This is a genomic window from Stenotrophomonas sp. 220_Sma, assembly GCF_056487375.1.
Map to the genome: position 1 here is coordinate 2577784 of NZ_CM151348.1, position 15282 is coordinate 2593065.

Annotated in this window: 10 protein-coding genes; 5 read left to right on the forward strand and 5 right to left on the reverse strand. The window is 65.7% G+C overall.

The features are described 5' to 3' along the window. Positions 1-28: 28 nt before the first annotated feature. A complete protein-coding gene (locus tag ACZLIB_RS12095) occupies positions 29-1033 on the reverse strand; it encodes an extracellular catalytic domain type 1 short-chain-length polyhydroxyalkanoate depolymerase (protein ID WP_478467699.1) in 1005 nt (334 codons plus the stop codon). A 197-nt stretch (positions 1034-1230) separates the two neighbouring features. On the opposite strand from ACZLIB_RS12095, the gene ACZLIB_RS12100 reads away from it, so the two are divergent. Genes ACZLIB_RS12100 through ACZLIB_RS12115 form a run of 4 tightly spaced genes read left to right on the forward strand, consistent with a single transcriptional unit; the run spans position 1231 to position 8167 of the window. Next, positions 1231-3417 (forward strand): TonB-dependent receptor, encoded by a 2187-nt coding sequence (locus tag ACZLIB_RS12100; RefSeq protein WP_478467701.1) that lies wholly within the window; start codon positions 1231-1233, stop codon positions 3415-3417. Positions 3418-3449: 32 nt separating this feature from the next. Continuing rightward, entirely contained in the window at positions 3450-4328 is an 879-nt protein-coding gene (locus tag ACZLIB_RS12105) for an alpha/beta fold hydrolase (protein ID WP_049461116.1), read from the forward strand. Then, the gene (locus ACZLIB_RS12110) at positions 4325-4801 is read left to right on the forward strand and encodes a MaoC family dehydratase (RefSeq protein ID WP_478467703.1); all 477 of its coding nucleotides are present in this window, start codon (positions 4325-4327) and stop codon (positions 4799-4801) included. The genes ACZLIB_RS12105 and ACZLIB_RS12110 overlap by 4 nt, the downstream gene beginning before the upstream one ends. A 36-nt stretch (positions 4802-4837) precedes the next feature. Continuing rightward, the gene (locus ACZLIB_RS12115) at positions 4838-8167 is read left to right on the forward strand and encodes a hybrid sensor histidine kinase/response regulator (protein ID WP_478467704.1); all 3330 of its coding nucleotides are present in this window, start codon (positions 4838-4840) and stop codon (positions 8165-8167) included. Positions 8168-8171: 4 nt separating this feature from the next. On the opposite strand, the gene ACZLIB_RS12120 is transcribed toward ACZLIB_RS12115, so the two are convergent. After that, positions 8172-8846, reverse strand: a complete 675-nt coding sequence (locus ACZLIB_RS12120) for a response regulator transcription factor (RefSeq protein ID WP_032127250.1) — start codon at positions 8844-8846, stop codon at positions 8172-8174. A 129-nt stretch (positions 8847-8975) separates the two neighbouring features. Here ACZLIB_RS12120 and ACZLIB_RS12125 point away from each other — a divergent pair, with 129 nt between their 5' ends. Beyond that, a complete protein-coding gene (locus ACZLIB_RS12125; RefSeq protein ID WP_478467705.1) occupies positions 8976-10622 on the forward strand; it encodes a fatty acid--CoA ligase in 1647 nt (548 codons plus the stop codon). A gap of 127 nt (positions 10623-10749) precedes the next feature. On the opposite strand, the gene ACZLIB_RS12130 is transcribed toward ACZLIB_RS12125, so the two are convergent. From ACZLIB_RS12130 to ACZLIB_RS12140, 3 genes are all read right to left on the reverse strand, one after another. Continuing rightward, positions 10750-11241 (reverse strand): hypothetical protein, encoded by a 492-nt coding sequence (locus ACZLIB_RS12130; RefSeq protein WP_478467706.1) that lies wholly within the window; start codon positions 11239-11241, stop codon positions 10750-10752. Between the two features lie 178 nt (positions 11242-11419). Beyond that, positions 11420-12163 carry a FadR/GntR family transcriptional regulator gene (locus ACZLIB_RS12135; protein ID WP_032127248.1) on the reverse strand — a complete coding sequence of 248 codons (744 nt, stop codon included), beginning with the start codon at positions 12161-12163 and terminating at the stop codon, positions 11420-11422. A 102-nt stretch (positions 12164-12265) separates the two neighbouring features. Beyond that, positions 12266-15157 carry a TonB-dependent receptor gene (locus ACZLIB_RS12140; protein ID WP_478467707.1) on the reverse strand — a complete coding sequence of 964 codons (2892 nt, stop codon included), beginning with the start codon at positions 15155-15157 and terminating at the stop codon, positions 12266-12268. Between the last annotated feature and the right edge of the window lie 125 nt (positions 15158-15282).

Below are 15282 nucleotides of genomic sequence, written 5' to 3' on the forward strand. Positions count from 1 at the left end.
CCCGCACCGGCAAGGATTGTCCTTCCCCTCAGCGCTGGTAGTCCTTCAGGAACAACCAGGTGATCAGCGTGGCATCCGGCCCCTTCGGGTCGGTGAACGGCAGGCCGGACTGGCTGCCGCTCCACGCATGGCCCATGCCCTGCACCACATAGTGCTGCACCAGCGTCCTGCCACCGTAGGCGTAGGTATCCACCGTATACGCACGTCCACCCGGCACCTGGCCGTGATAGGTGCTGGTCGGCACGTACTTCACCGAGTCGTTGTCCAGGCCGTCGTCGGCCAGATCATTGGTCTGCAGGAACTGGCGCACGGCCTGCTGGCCGTTCACCGGATTGACGGTGAGATCGGCGCTGCCATGGAACACCAGCACCGGCAGCGGTCGCGGCGACGGCGATCCCGAGCACTGCCAGGCCAGACGGCCATTGCTGTCCGGCGAATAGATGCTGCCGGCCAGCAACGCATAGGCGCTACCGGAAATCGTGGTCGCACCCTTGAACATGCCACCGGAATGGATGGCGCCGGCAGCGAACACATCCGAATAGCAGGCCAGCATGATCGAGGTCATCGCGCCGCCCGCGGAAATGCCGGTGACATAGACCCGGTGCGGATCCACGCTGTAGCCCGCTTTCACCTTGTCCACGATGCCGGCCAGGATCGATGCTTCGCCGCTGTCGCGGGCCTGGTTGATCGGCAGCTGCCAGTTCCAGCAGCGGGCCGGATTGGAGGTGACGTTCTGCCGGGGGTAGACCACGATGAACCCCTCCGTGTCGGCCACATCATTGAAGCCTGACGCCTCGCCCATCAGGTTCGGCCCGGTCACACAGCCATGCAGCACCAGCAGCAGCGGCAGCGGCCGGCTGTCGTCATAGCCGGCCGGCACCCATACCTGGTACTCGCGGGCGCCGAACAGATTGCCGTACAGGCCGATATCCCAATGCCCGGCCGGGCCAGCGGCAAGCGCGCTGCCCGCCATCGCCAGCCAGCTGCACAACACCAGCAGTACCGCCTTGATCGAATCGATTCCGGATTTCATGACCTGATCCTCGTGCGTGAGTCGTGGATGAAGGAGTACCGGGGACCGCTTCCGGTTGGGGGCGCGCCCAGTATCCGCATCCACGGGCCGCTGCCGACTGGACCTAGGTCCACTCGCTGCTTGCCCATGACACCGCTAGCCTTGGCTGCAGGGGTGGCAATGGGCCATCCGCACGCTCATGCCTGGGGGAGGACCGAATGAAACGGAATTGTTTGAGTCTCATGATCGGCGCGCTGCTGGCCACGGGACCGGTACTGGCACAGGAATCACCGACGGCAGGCAGATCCGCTTCGCCGACCAACCTGGACAGCATCAAGGTCACCGCGCGCAAGCGTGAGGAAACCCTGCAGGAAGTGCCGGTGGCCGTCACCGCATTTACCTCGGAGGCGCTGGACAAGATGAATGTCCAGGACATCAGCGACCTCGATGCGCAGGTGCCCAACCTGACCATCTACGCGGCGCGCGGCGCCAGCAGCACGGTCACCGCCTACATCCGAGGCATCGGCCAGTCCGACCCCACCTGGGGCGCGGACCCGGGCGTCGGCATCTACCTGGATGACGTCTACATCGCACGTCCGCAGGGTGCACTGCTGGATGTGTTCGATGTCTCGCGCATCGAGGTGCTGCGCGGCCCGCAGGGCACGCTCTACGGCAAGAACACCATCGGCGGCGCGATCAAGTACATCTCGCGCGGCCTGCCCACCCAGACCGAGGGCTTCGCCCAGATCACCGTGGGCAACTACAGCCAGCTGGATGCGAAGGCGGCCATCGGCGGTCCGATTGGCGGCGCCGACAGTGGCCTGCGCGCCCGTGTGGCGGTGGCCAGCATGAACCACGACGGGTTTGGCGAGAACACCTTCAACGGCCAGCCGGTCAGTGACAAGCAGATCAATGCCGCACGACTGAACGTCGGCGCGTACGCGGGCGATGACTTCGACGTGCAGTTCGCACTGGACTGGATCGATGACCAGTCCGGCATGCGCGGCTCGAAGATGCTGGCGCCCAATCCGTTCCTGCGCGCATACCCGCCGATGGACAGCCGCTATGACATCCGCTCGGGCATGCGCAACCTCAACAACGTGGAGAGCAAGGGTGCCTCGGCCACGGTGAACTGGCGGCCGAACGAGGACATTGCGCTGAAGTACGTGGTCGCCAAGCGTGAATCGGACAGCGAGGCCAACATCGACTTCGATACCGCGCCGGTCAAGCTGGCCGACGTGGGTGGCACGTATCACGACGACCAGGTCAGCAACGAAGTGCAATTGAACTACGATGCCGGCGGCCGGGTGCGCGGTGTGGTCGGCCTGTACCAGTTCAGTGGCGAGGCGGGCGGCCAGATCCAGAACAACTACTTCAGTGCGCAGTTCGCCGACAACCAGGGCAAGGTGTTGACCGACAGCATCGCGCTGTACGCGGACTGGACCTTCGACCTGACCAGCAAACTCAAGCTGGATGTAGGCGCCCGTTACACCGACGAGGACAAGCGCGCGATCGTGCTGAACCGCCTGTACGCCGACCCGGGTTTCAGCCGGCCGGTGGCGGTGACCGCGGACTTCGACAAGAAGACCAACTTCAAGAACGTCTCGCCCAAGGTCTCGCTGGACTACCAGATCACCCCGGACATCATGGTCTACGGCCTGGCCACGCGTGGCTTCAAGTCCGGTGGCTACAACATCCGCGCCAACGCGGTGGCCGTGCCACGCTCGGCCGAGCCGTTCGACGACGAGACCGTGGACAGCTACGAGGTCGGCAGCAAGATGGCCTTCCTCGACCAGCGCCTGTTCCTCAATCTGTCGGCCTTCTACAACAAGTACAAGGACATCCAGTTGTCGGTGTTCACCGGCCTGGATACCAATGGCGACGGTGTCGATGACTCCTTCTTCGGTGATTTCACCAATGCCGGCGCAGGTACGGTCAAAGGCCTGGAAGTCGAGTACCAGTACCTGCCCAGCCAGCACTGGCTGATTTCCGGCAACCTGGCGTGGCTGGATACCAAGTACGACGAGTACATGGATCGTGGCGTCAATGTGGCCAGGCAGATGAAGTTCACCAATGCACCGGAATTCTCCGGTGCGTTCAACGTGGAATACCGCACCGACCTGGCCAACGGCAGCAACCTGTCGGCACGGGTGAGCTACAGCTACCAGAGCGAAGTGTGGCCGACCACTGATCTCAGCCCGGTGATCCGCCAGCAGGGTTACGGGCTGGTCAATGCCGGCGTCATCTGGCGCCTGGATGATGCGTGGACCTTCTCGCTGCAGGGCACCAACCTGGCCGACAAGGAATACCGCTCCACCGGCTACAACATCCCGGCGGTCGGCACGCTGATTGGCTTCTATGGTCCGCCACGCCAATATAGCCTCAGCGTCCGTTACGATTTCTAGCGCATCCGTTACGATCTCCAGGAAGCTTCTGCATGACGCAGTCTTACGACGACCTTTACTGGAACAGCAATGATGGGTTGCGCCTGCACGCGCGCGACCATGCACCCGATGCGGGGCAGGCAGCGCGTGGCACGGTGGTCTGCATTCCCGGGCTGACCCGCAATGGCGCCGATTTCGATGCGCTTGCCGATGTGCTCACCGCCGAGGGCTGGCGCGTGATCGCGGTCGACCTGCGCGGTCGCGCAGGCTCGGAACGCGCATATGACCCGTCCAGCTACAACCCACGTGCCTATGCGGATGACATGGTTGCGCTGCTGCGCTCGCAGAACATCGCCAAGGCGGTATTCGTCGGCACCTCGCTGGGCGTGCTGGTGACCATCACCCTCGCCTCGCGCGCGCCCGAGCGGATCGCGGGCGCGGTGCTCAACGATGCCGGCCCCAAGGTGCCGCGTGAGGCGCTGGCACGGATCGGCAAGTACGCCGGCAAGCCGGTGCCGCCGATGGACCTGGTGCAGGCCACCGCTTACGTGGAATCCATCGGCAAGGCCGCGTTCCCTCGCTTCAGTACCGACGACTGGCGGCAGATGGCGGTGCGCACCTTCCGCCCGCGCAGCGATGGGCTGCTGGAGCTGGATTACGATCCGGCCGTGATCCGAACGACACGTCCCTGGCTGCTGTGGTTGCTGCGGCCGGTGCTGTGGCGTGCGGTTCGTGGGCTGACCGCACGGGTGCCGGTACTGGTGGTGCGCGGTGCGCTGTCCGACATCCTGCCGGCCGATGTCGCGCGGCAGATGGCGGCCACCTCGGAAAGTGCCCGCCTGGTGGAAGTGCCGGATGTGGGCCATGCGCCGATGCTGTCCGAGCCAGAGGCACGTGACGCGATCCTGACCTTGCTGGAGCGTGTGGCGTGAGTGCAGACAGCAACCTGCCTCCCGCGCTGCAGGCGTTGCAGCAGTGGGCGGCCAGCGAGCGGGTGAGTGGCGTGACCCACGTGGACCAGGCGCGCATCGATGCCTTTGCCGACGCCACCAGCGACCACAACTGGATCCACGTCGATCCAGGCCGCGCGCAGACGCAGCTGCCGGGCGGGCAGACCATCGCGCACGGTTTCCTGCTGCTCTCGCTCACCGTGCAGGACGATGTGGTCGCCCTCACCGGCTTCCCCGGCATCGCCCATGTGCTCAACTACGGCCTCAACAAGGTCCGCTTTCTGGCGCCGGTACCCAGCGGGTCGGGGGTGCGGGTACGCTCGCAGCTGGTGTCACTGGAGGCGCGCCAGCCCGGCCAGTGGCTGCTGACCCAGCGCAAGGTCGTCGAGCGGGTTGCCGATGGCGAGCTGGCACTGGTTGCTGAGCAGCTGTCACTGATCGTGGTCGTCCCCTAGCACCACCCTGCCCGGCTCTCTCCCTACACTGGAGCGATGTTGACGCCCTCCATCGTCCTCTTCGCCTGCATTGCATGGACCGCACTGCTGTTTGGCGTGGCGCTGTGGGGTGAGCGCCGGGGGCACCGGCTTTCGAAGGCATGGCCGCTCATCTACGCGCTGTCGCTGGCCGTGCACTGCACCGCGTGGACCTACTACGGCGCGGCCTCGCAGGGACTGCAATGGGGCTTCCCGATTCCACCCACCCTGGCCGGCATGGCGTTGATCTTTGCGTTCGGCCTGCCCTTCCTGCTCCGCCTGGGGCGGCTGGCCAAGCAGCACAACAGTGCCACCATCGCTGATCTGGTCGTCGCACGACTGCGTGCCGATCGCGGCCTCGGTTTCACCATCACCCTGGTGGCACTGTTCGGCATCATTCCCTACATCGCCCTGCAGTTGAAGGCTGTCAGTCAGGGCCTGGGCGCGCTGCTGGGCGATCGTTTCGCGCCTGCTGCCGCGCAGCTGGACATGTCGTTCTGGTTCGCCCTGACAATGGCGGCGTTCACCCTGCTGTTCGGTGCACGCAAGGCATCGGCCACCGAGCCCAATCGTGGCATCGTGGTCGCCCTGGGGCTGGAGTCGGTATTGAAGCTGGTGGCGCTGCTCGCCATTGGCCTCTATGCGGCGCTGTCGGTGCGCCAGGCGGACACGCCGCTGTTGGAAAAGATGGCGCAGCTGCCGCCACCGGCCATCATGCCGGACTATCTGACCATGGTCGCGCTGGGGGCGATCTCCGCGTTTACCCTGCCGCACCAGTTCCATGTCGGCGTGGTCGAGCTGCGCCAGACCTCGGACCTGAGGACGGCACGCTGGTTGTTCCCGGTCTACCTGCTGCTGATCGGGCTGCCGTCGGTGCCGATGGCGCTGGCCGGTGCCGCGCAGCTGCCCGCATCGGTGTCGCCTGACCTGTACGTGCTGGCGCTGCCGCAGGCCGCTGGCCACCACCTGCTGGCCTTGCTGGCCTATCTGGGCAGCCTGAGCGCCGCCACCGGCATGATGATCCTGTCCGGGCTGACCCTGTCGATCATGCTCGGCAACCATGGCTTCGGCTCACGGTTGCTGGACGGTATTGCCGGCGGTGCCGCGGCGGCCGACCTGCGTCCACGCGTGCTGGCCTTCCGCCGTGCCGGCATCCTCGCCGTGTTCCTGATGTCGTGGCTGTACAGCCGGGCGATGAGCGACACCGAGGCACTCAGCGATTTCGGCCTGATGTCCTTCACCGCCCTCTCGCAGCTGGCGCCGGCGGTCCTGCTGGCGGTGTATCGCCCGCGCACGCCCTCTCCGGCCATCATCGCCGGCATCGTGCTGGGGTCGTTGGCCTGGCTGTGGCTGGTGCTGCTGCCGATGGTGATCCCTGCCACGCCCCCAGCCTCAGGCCCCGATGACCTGCACTGGCTGTCCGTGGTCTCGCTGCGCCTGCAGTCGGGCCATATCGCCATCAGCATGGGCGCCAGTCTGGCGGTCAACCTGCTGACGGTTGCGCTGGTGTCGCGCGCGGTGCGTCCCTCGTTGCCGCGACGACGGGATGCGGTGGCAGCAGCCTCGCTGCGCAGGACGGCCGGACGCTTCCTCGGCCAGGAGCGGGCCCGGCAACTGATGGATGGGCATGCCGGGCAGCTGCTGGACGACGACCGGGTCATCACCATCGAACGCGAACTGAGCGCCGTGGTCGGCGCGGGCATGGCGCGCCTGCTGGTGGAGGCCGCTCGCGATGGCGGTGCCGCGCCCTTGGATGCGGTAACCCGTGCTGTAGGCGAAGCCACCCAGGCGCTGCGCTTCAACCAGCGCCTGCTGGAAGCGGCGCTGGAAAACATGAGCCAGGGCATCAGCGTGGTCGACGCGCAGCTGCAGCTGGTAGCCTGGAACAGCCGCTACGCCGCGTTGTTCAAGTTTCCGCCCGAGTTGCTGCAGGTCGGGCAGCCGGTGGTCAATCTGACAGCGTGGGCGCTGGCCGAACTGAAGATCGGCGACGGCCCTGGTGACTCTCGCGACAAGGCCCTGCAGCGTCGCGCCGCACACATGCGGCGTGGCACGCCGCATCTGTCCGAACGGATCTTCCCCGACAACACCATCGTCGAGATCCGTGGCAATCCAATGCCCGGCGGTGGCTACGTAGCCACCTTCACCGACGTCACCGCCTTCCGGCGTGCCGAGGAAGCGCTCAAGCGCAGCAACGAAACCCTCGAGCGCCGCGTGCAGGACCGCACCGCACGGCTGGAACAGGCAGTGCACGAAGCCGAGCGCGCGAACGTTGCCAAGACACGCTTCCTGACGGCGGTCGGCCACGACCTGATCCAGCCACTGCATGCGGCGCAGCTGCTGACCGATGCGATGTCGCAGCACATCGAATCGGAGTTCCTCGACAGTTTCCTGCGCCAGATCCGTGGTGCGCTGGACTCCACCGACGACCTGCTGTCCGGGCTGCTGGATATCTCCCGGCTTGAGGCGGGTGGACTGGTCGCCGATCCGCGCCCCTTCGCGCTGTCGACCGTCCTGGATCCGCTCGCGCAGGAGTTCGCGGTACTGGCGGCGGCGCGCGGCCTGCAGTTCCGCCATGTGCGGAGCCAGGCCTGGGTCCATAGTGACCCCCTGCTGCTGCGCCGGGTGCTGCAGAACTTCCTGGCCAATGCCATTCGTTACACCCGCCATGGCGGTGTGTTGCTCGGTGTGCGCCGCCAGGGACAGGCACTGCTGATCGGTGTGCATGACACCGGCCCCGGCATTGCTCCGGAGCAGCAGGCGGTGGTGTTCGAGGAATTCCACCGGGTCGATCGCAGCAACGGCCAGGGACTGGGCCTGGGCTTGACCATCGCGCACCGCATCGCCGACCTGCTGCACGCACCCCTGCACCTGCGCAGCGTGCCCGAGCACGGCTCGGCCTTCTCGATCAGCGTGCAACGCGCAGCACCCCCTGCGACCCCGCGCAGCTCGCCGCCGGCGGCCGGCAGCAGCGCGCTCAAGGGAGTCCGCGTGCTGGTGGTCGACAACGACCCGGACGCATTGGAGGCGATGCGGCAGCTGCTGCTTTCCTGGGGTTGCGATGTCATCGCGGCAGGCCAAGCCGATGACATCGGACCGTCAGCGCACGAGGCGGCGCTGTGGTTGTTCGACTATCACCTGGATGATGGCGATACCGGTGTTGCGCTATGGAAGCGGCTGGTAGGCATGCATGGGCCGCGGCCGACGGTGATCCTCAGTGCGGATGCCGGCAGCGATACGCGCGAGGCGGTGCGCGGCGTTGGGCTGTCCCTGCTCAACAAGCCGTTCAAACCGTTGGCGCTGCGCTGGGCGATCAACCACCTGCTGGCGGCCAGTACCACGCCCTGACCGGTCAGGGCTCAGGCAGTTCTTCGATCTGCCGGGACGGATCGGCCAATCCCATTTCGTGCAGCACGCGGATGGCCTGCGCGCGGTTGCGCACGCCCAGCCGCTCCATGATGCGTGTCATGTGCGCCTTGACCGTGCGCAGCTGTACGCCCAGCCGGTCGGCAATCTGCTTGTTGAGCAGGCCCTCGGCCACCAGGCCCAGCACCTTGTACTGATGTGCCGACAGGCTGGCCAGGCGTGCGGCCAGGTCGGCATCCCTGCTGAACGTCGCCACCCGTGCCACCGGTTCGCGCAGCAGCGCCGGGATCCAGCGCTCGCCCTCCAGCACGGACTGCAGCGCGGACTGCAGCTCGTTCAAACCCGAGCTCTTGGGCAGATAGCCCGCGGCGCCAAGGTCGATGGCACGCCGGATGACCTGCGGCTCCTCGTTGGCGGAGACGATGATGATCGCCAGGCCCGGCTGCAACGCACGGATCGTGGCCAGCCCGGCCAGTCCGTGGTTGCCCGGCATGTGCAGGTCCAGCAGCATCAGATCGATCGACTGGTTCTCGATCACCTCCAGCACGCTGTCCAGCGAATCAGCTTCGCTGATCTGCAGATCGGCGACCGCCTCTTCCGCCGCGCGATGCAGTGCCGCGCGGAACAAAGGGTGATCGTCGGCGATGAGCAGGGTGGGCATGTCCTGGCGAGATTATCAAATCGGGTGCGCGCAGGAACAGGTACCTAGGTACGCTGGTGCAGCAGGAAGGGCTTGCTAGTGTGGTGCGGAGAAGGCCGGCGACCGCAACGCCGCCCACGAGGAAATGCCATGTCATCCGCCCCCACTCCCGATGCCAATGCCTATCCACTGCTGATCAAGCAGCTGCTGCTGATGCCGCTGGCGGTGAGCCCTGAACAGGAAATCGTCTACGGCGACCAGGTCCGATTCGACTACCGCACCCTGCAGGCGCGCATCGGCCAGCTGGCCGGCCTGTTGACCTCGCTGGGAGTCGGCCACGGCGACACGGTGGCGGTGATGGACTGGGACAGCAACCGCTACCTGGAGGCCTACTTCGCCGTGCCGATGATCGGTGCGGTGCTGATGATGGTGAACGTGCGCCTGGCCCCAGAGCAGATCGCCTACACGCTGAACCACAGCGGGGCGCGGGTGATCCTGGCCAACCGCGAGTTCCTGCCGCTGCTGGACGCCATCGACGAGCAGGTGCCGGACCTGCGCACGCGCATCCTGCTGGACGATGCAGGCGGTCCGCTGCCGCCAGGCTTCGCCACCGAGTACGAAGCGGGGTTGCGCGATGCCACGCCGATCGTCCGCTTCCCGGACTTCGACGAGAACGCCCGTGCCACGGTGTTCTACACCACTGGAACCACCGGGTTGCCCAAGGGCGTGTATTTCAGCCACCGGCAGCTGGTGTTGCATTCGCTGGCGGCGATGGCCGCGCTTGGCGGTGCACCCCGTCAAGGCCGCCTGCATCGCGACGATGTCTACATGCCCATGACCCCGATGTTCCATGTGCACGCGTGGGGCCTGCCCTACGTGGCTACGGCGATGGGCATCAGGCAGGTCTATCCGGGGCGCTACCTGCCTGCGAAGCTGCTGGCATTGATCGCCCGTGAGAAGGTGACCTTCTCGCACTGCGTGCCAACCATCCTGCACATGCTGCTGGAGCATCCGGACGCGGCGCAGACCGACCTGGAGGGCTGGAAGGTGATCATCGGCGGTGCGGCTCTGCCGCGTGCGCTGGCGCAGCGTGCGCTGGCGCGGGGCATCGACATCTTCGGCGGCTATGGCATGTCCGAGACCTGCCCTCTGCTCACCATCGCCCAGATCGACGTGGACAGCGTGACCGATGCCGATGAGGTGCTGTCGCTGCGCACCAAGGCCGGCATACCGGTACCGCTGGTGGACCTGCGCATCGTCGACCCGGACATGAAGGATGTCGCCCACGACGGCATCGCCACCGGAGAGGTCGTGGTGCGCGCACCCTGGCTCACCCAGGGCTACCTGCACAACCCGGATGCATCTGCAGCACTGTGGGCAGGAGGCTATCTGCATACCGGGGACATCGGCAACATCGATGAATACGGCTACCTGAGGGTGACCGACCGGATCAAGGATGTGATCAAGACCGGCGGTGAGTGGATCTCCTCGCTCGCCCTGGAGGACATCATCGCCCTGCATCCGGCGGTCAGCGAAGTCGCGGTGATCGGCATCGCCGACACGAAATGGGGCGAGCGGCCGTTGCCGCTGGTGGTCAGGCAGCCTGGCAGTGAGGTGACCGAAGCGGAGATCATCGAACTGGTCGCTGCGCGAAGCCGCTCAGGGGACATCTCACGGTATGCGATTCCGGAACGGGTCAGTTTCGTGGAATCGATCGAGCGGACCAGCGTGGGCAAGATCAACAAGAAGAAGCTGCGTGGGTTGCATGACCCAGCGACTGGCTCGGGCCGTGGGTGATCTCCGCTTGATCGCCGAGATCAGTGTTCGCACGGCGAGGCATGAAGCGGCGCCCCGGGACGATGATCTCCCGGGGCACCACTGCTCTGCAGCAGACCTGGTTCAGTTCTGCCAGGACCGGTCACCCTCAGTCGATGCAGGGTCCCTTCGCAGCGATCTCCGTGCCGGATCCCTTCGCACCGATGCTGACCGGGCCCTGGCATGCATCAAAGCTGTACTTGATCAGCTTCCAAGCCCCACTCAACCATCGGTATGTCCACGACTCGGAAGCACCGCTCGGCAAGGTATTGGAGATCGAGATGACCTCGCCCTCCACACCGCGTGCAGGCAATGGAACAGGCGGGCCCGCCGCACCGGCCGGCTTCAGGCTACCAGCAGACTGATAGCTGTGCGAGATGGCCAGTTCGCCCGTCTGCAACGCCGGCGCGTAGGCGGGCGAATTCCGTTTGATCCAATCGACGATGTAGCCGGCTTCCAGCGAATCCGACGCGTACGTGGCCTTCGCAACTACAGTGGCGGTCGTGGTACCCGCGATCGGTCCTGCATTGACGCTTCCACCGGGGACTCCACTCAGTGCCAGCACCAATGGCAGCGCCGCGCCCAACAGCGAGAACTTCATACCCTGCTCCTTGTGTGTATGCAGCTTTCTCAACGGGCCGTCTATGACCCGCGGGCAGTGTAGGCATTGCGGACAGGCTGGGCATCGGCGCAGTCATGCCCATTTCTCATATCCATCAGGCTTCGAGCGCGAGCTGCCCTGCTGAAGGTCGCAGCGCCGATTGTGTTGAACGCGGCGCTCAGATCCGCGTCGTTGCCATGAACCGTTCGCGGTCCTGCTGCGTACGGCGGCGGATCTCCTCCAGCGCCTGGCTTTCGGTCGCCTGCAGCATGGCTTCAAACAGGCGCTGGAAGTGATGGCGCATCGCATTGCGCGCGGCCACCGGATCACGCGCGCGCAGGGCTTCGAAGATCGCCATGTGCTCGTCCGCACGGCTGGCGCCATCATCATGGCAGACCCGGGCATAGACCTCGGTCACCCGCGGCAGTTCGCTGCGCATGCGCCAGATCTGCTGCACGAAGAATTCCACCACCGGGTTGCCGGAAAGCCGTGCGATGGCCAGGTGGAAACGGCGGTCGTACTCGCCGGCTTCCGCGTCACTCAGGTCGCGACGGCACAGCGCTTCGGCCAACGCCTGCAGCTCGGCAATGCCGGCATCATCCAGATTGCTGGCAGCCAGAGCGGCGGCCTCGGCCTCGAATACCGCGCGGGCGGCGGTGAGGTCGAAGGCGCTGACATCCGGCAGCCCGCCGGACGCCTGCGTCGGGCGCGGTTTCACATGCACGCCCGAGCCGATGCGGATGGCGATCCAGCCCTGCGCTTCCAGTGCGATCTCGGCTTCGCGGATGGTGACCCGGCTGACACCGAACCGTTCGGCCAGCTCACGCTCGCCCGGCAGCCGCGAGCCCGGCGGAAATTCGCCGTCCTCGATCAGCTTGCGGAGCTTGGCAGCGATGGTCTGGTAAAGGCGGTTGGCGGACATGCGGCTGACCCTTGGCGATTCCTTCCGGGTCCCTGCCCTGCCACCGCGGCCGGCAAGGGTCCGGTTGGAGCGACGGCGCGACCACTGGCCGCGCCGCCCTGTTCAGAACTTGTATCGTACACCGAAATACGCACGCCGCCCGTAGGTCACCACTTCGCGGAAGTTCCCATAAAGCGGCTGGTAGGCCACGCGCGGCTCGTTGGTCAGGTTCATCAGCTCCAGCGACAGCGACAACTGCTTGTTCACCCGGTAGCGCAGGCGCAGGTCCACGCTGGTGTTGTCATCGTAGTAGCGGTTCTGCTGCGCGGTGTTGCCGGTGAAGTCCTGGTAGTAGTGCGAGCGGAACTTGCCGATGGCCTGGATGTTGAAGCGCCCGACGTCCCAGTAGATCGAGCCGGACAGCACGTGCCGCGAGAAACCACTCAGGCCAGCCGGTGGCACGATGGCCGGAATGATCGTGCCATCGCTGGCCAGCTGCTCGCCCAGTCGCGAGTCCTGGGTCTGATAGTCGGCATCGGCGTAGTTGTAGCTCAGCTTGAAACCCAGCCCGTCGAACGGCTTGGGCAGGAACGACAGTCGATGGGTAGCGGTCAGCTCGAAGCCGGTCAGCGTGCTGTTCTCGTCGGTGGTTACCTGCTGCCGCACCGGCACGGTCACGCTCTGGCCGTCGATGGTGTAGGTCTCCGGCACCAGCGCAGTGGCGGTGCCGCCGTTGAACTGCTTCCAGTACACCGCGCCGGCCAGCATCGTGTCCGGGTTCGGGTACCACTCCAGGGAAAGGTCGCCGTTCCAGGACATCAGCGGCTGCGCGGCGGGGTTGCCGCTGGCGCTGATGTCATCCAGCGCGTCGGCCAGGTTGCCGTAGGTGGCATCACTGCTCACGTTGATGGTGCGCCCGGCACCCAGCGCGGCAATGTCCGGCCGTGACATCGCGCGATATGCACCGACCCGCAGCAACACGTCCGGGCGCAGCTCGAAGGCCGCGTTGAGGCTGGGCAGCAGCTTGTCGTTGCCCGCCTTGAACACCTGCGTGCTGTACTCGCCGGTGGGTTGCAGGCGGATCGTCCCGTCACCGTTGTCCTCGATGCGCAGCCCGGTACGCACGCCTTCAGAACGAACATCGGTCTTGACCCAGCGCAGGCCGAGGTTGCCGGTCACCGGCAAGCCGAACAGGGTGCTGCTGAACTCACCCATCAGATAGAGCGCGCGTGTCTTCTCGGTGATATCGACATTGTTCGGATCCTGGAAACCCGGATCCAGCCCGCTGTCGAGGCTGCCGCGGAACGACTGGTACAGGCAGTTCGGATCGAAGTACGCCCACGAGGAGATCGTGTTGCCGCTGGCGGCATCCATGAAGTCATCCTGCGGGAAGGCTGCACGGCAGGCCTGGTTGGCGGCGATGATCCTCGCTTTGTCGGCCGCCACGCGCTGGTCGTAGTCGGTTACCAGGGTGTTGTCGCGCAGGCGGTAGTCGGCCTGGCTGGCGCGCACGCCGCCCTTGATGCGGGTGAAGAAACCGGACTCCGGCATGAAGCTGGCATCGAAGCGGCCGGCCTTGATCCTGTGGTCATTCTCGGTGGCGCTGGAGGTCACCCGCGCCGCGCCGGTGTAGGCGTCCCAGTTGTTGGGGTCGAAGTTCGGCGCCAGGGCAACACTGGGCACTTCGCCGTGCCAGTCCCAGTCATAGTCCACGTAGCCGGTGGCACCACTGCTGATACCGGGCACGACGGCATTGTTGACGTCGCGCTGGTTGGCGCGCAGGCGCGTCATGCGCTCGCTGTCGAGGCGATTGGTGTGCGAGTAGGAAAGATCGGTAGACAGCTCCCAGGCCGGGGTCGGGCGCAGGATCAGGTTCAGGCCACCCCCGGTGTATTCCTCGCCACGCCAGTAGCGGTTGGAGGTGGAATCAATCGAGGTGCTGCCGTGCAGGTGACGCACGATACCGTCTTCGTCAACCTCGCGCTGGGTGATGCCGCGTCGTGCGTTGGACAGGCTCAGATCGCTGCGGTTCTCATACCAATTGCGCTCGGTGTGCTCGAAATCGAGGTTCACTTCAACCACATCATTTGGCCGCCACTGCAGCGCGGCGAACTCGCTCTGCCGGTCGTTACGCTCCTGCTTGAGCCGGTAGATGCGGCTGCTCGGCACCAGGTAGTACGGCGCGCCGTTGGCGATGGCCTGCGCGGACACTTCGTTGCAGTTGGCATTGCCCACGTTCTGCGTGCCATCGCAGGCATACCAGGTGGAACCGCTGGTAATGCTCTCTTCCGGATCGGTGCCGTCCAGGCGCTGGAAGCCCAGCGAGATGCCCAGCTTCTGCCCGTTGCCGAACTCGAACTGATCGATGTAGCTGGCGGTGCCGCGATAGCCGATGCCGTCCTTGTCACGGTACTTGCTGTCGTACTCCGCCCAGCTGCCGCGCAGGTCCAGCTGCACTGCACGCTTGCCGTACTCCAGTGGGCGCACTGTTTCCAGGCCGATGGTGCCGGCCACGCCGCCTTCGATGATGTCGGCGCGCTGGGTCTTGTAGATGGCCACCGTGTTGATCAGCTCGGCCGGGAACATGTTGAAGTTCACCGAGCGGTCGCCGCTGCCGTTGGTGATCTCGCGGCCATTGAAGTTGGTGCTGCTGAGGAAGGCACCGAGGCCCCGGATCGAGATTTCCGAGGCGCCGGTCTTGTCGCGGGTCGAGGCGGCACCGGTCAGGGTCTCGATGGCATCGGCCAGCGACGGCGCCGGCAGGTCGCCGATGTCGTCGGCGGAGAGCACATCGGCAATGACCGTATCGTCGCGCTTCTTGTTGATCGAACTCTGCATGGACTCGCGGATGCCGGTGACCTGCACCTGGTCCAGCGTGGTGGGATCCTGCCCCGCCCCGTCCTGGCCGGACTGCGCCTGGGCAGTGGGCATGCCCGCCAATGCGGCGAGCAGCGCCACGATCAGCGGTGTGGGGGACAACGAGATGCTGTGCACTGCTCCGGCGGGTCGCCGCATGGTTTCCTCCTCCCAAAGGATCGCCTGCATGCCAGGCGTGGGACGCAGCTTCGGCACGGAGACATGAAAATGTCAACCAACTGGTATGCAATTATTCAAATGCCTTTGTTTCATACCACTTGGCC

What these genes read in the sequence shown, in the direction of transcription:
- ACZLIB_RS12095 (WP_478467699.1), bottom strand. Translation starts at nt 1,033, where the DNA reads ATGAAATCCGGAATCGATTCGATCAAGGCGGTACTGCTGGTGTTGTGC.
- ACZLIB_RS12100 (WP_478467701.1), top strand. Translation starts at nt 1,231, where the DNA reads ATGAAACGGAATTGTTTGAGTCTCATGATCGGCGCGCTGCTGGCCACG.
- ACZLIB_RS12105 (WP_049461116.1), top strand. Translation starts at nt 3,450, where the DNA reads ATGACGCAGTCTTACGACGACCTTTACTGGAACAGCAATGATGGGTTG.
- ACZLIB_RS12115 (WP_478467704.1), top strand. Translation starts at nt 4,838, where the DNA reads ATGTTGACGCCCTCCATCGTCCTCTTCGCCTGCATTGCATGGACCGCA.
- ACZLIB_RS12120 (WP_032127250.1), bottom strand. Translation starts at nt 8,846, where the DNA reads ATGCCCACCCTGCTCATCGCCGACGATCACCCTTTGTTCCGCGCGGCA.
- ACZLIB_RS12125 (WP_478467705.1), top strand. Translation starts at nt 8,976, where the DNA reads ATGTCATCCGCCCCCACTCCCGATGCCAATGCCTATCCACTGCTGATC.
- ACZLIB_RS12130 (WP_478467706.1), bottom strand. Translation starts at nt 11,241, where the DNA reads ATGAAGTTCTCGCTGTTGGGCGCGGCGCTGCCATTGGTGCTGGCACTG.
- ACZLIB_RS12135 (WP_032127248.1), bottom strand. Translation starts at nt 12,163, where the DNA reads ATGTCCGCCAACCGCCTTTACCAGACCATCGCTGCCAAGCTCCGCAAG.
- ACZLIB_RS12140 (WP_478467707.1), bottom strand. Translation starts at nt 15,157, where the DNA reads ATGCGGCGACCCGCCGGAGCAGTGCACAGCATCTCGTTGTCCCCCACA.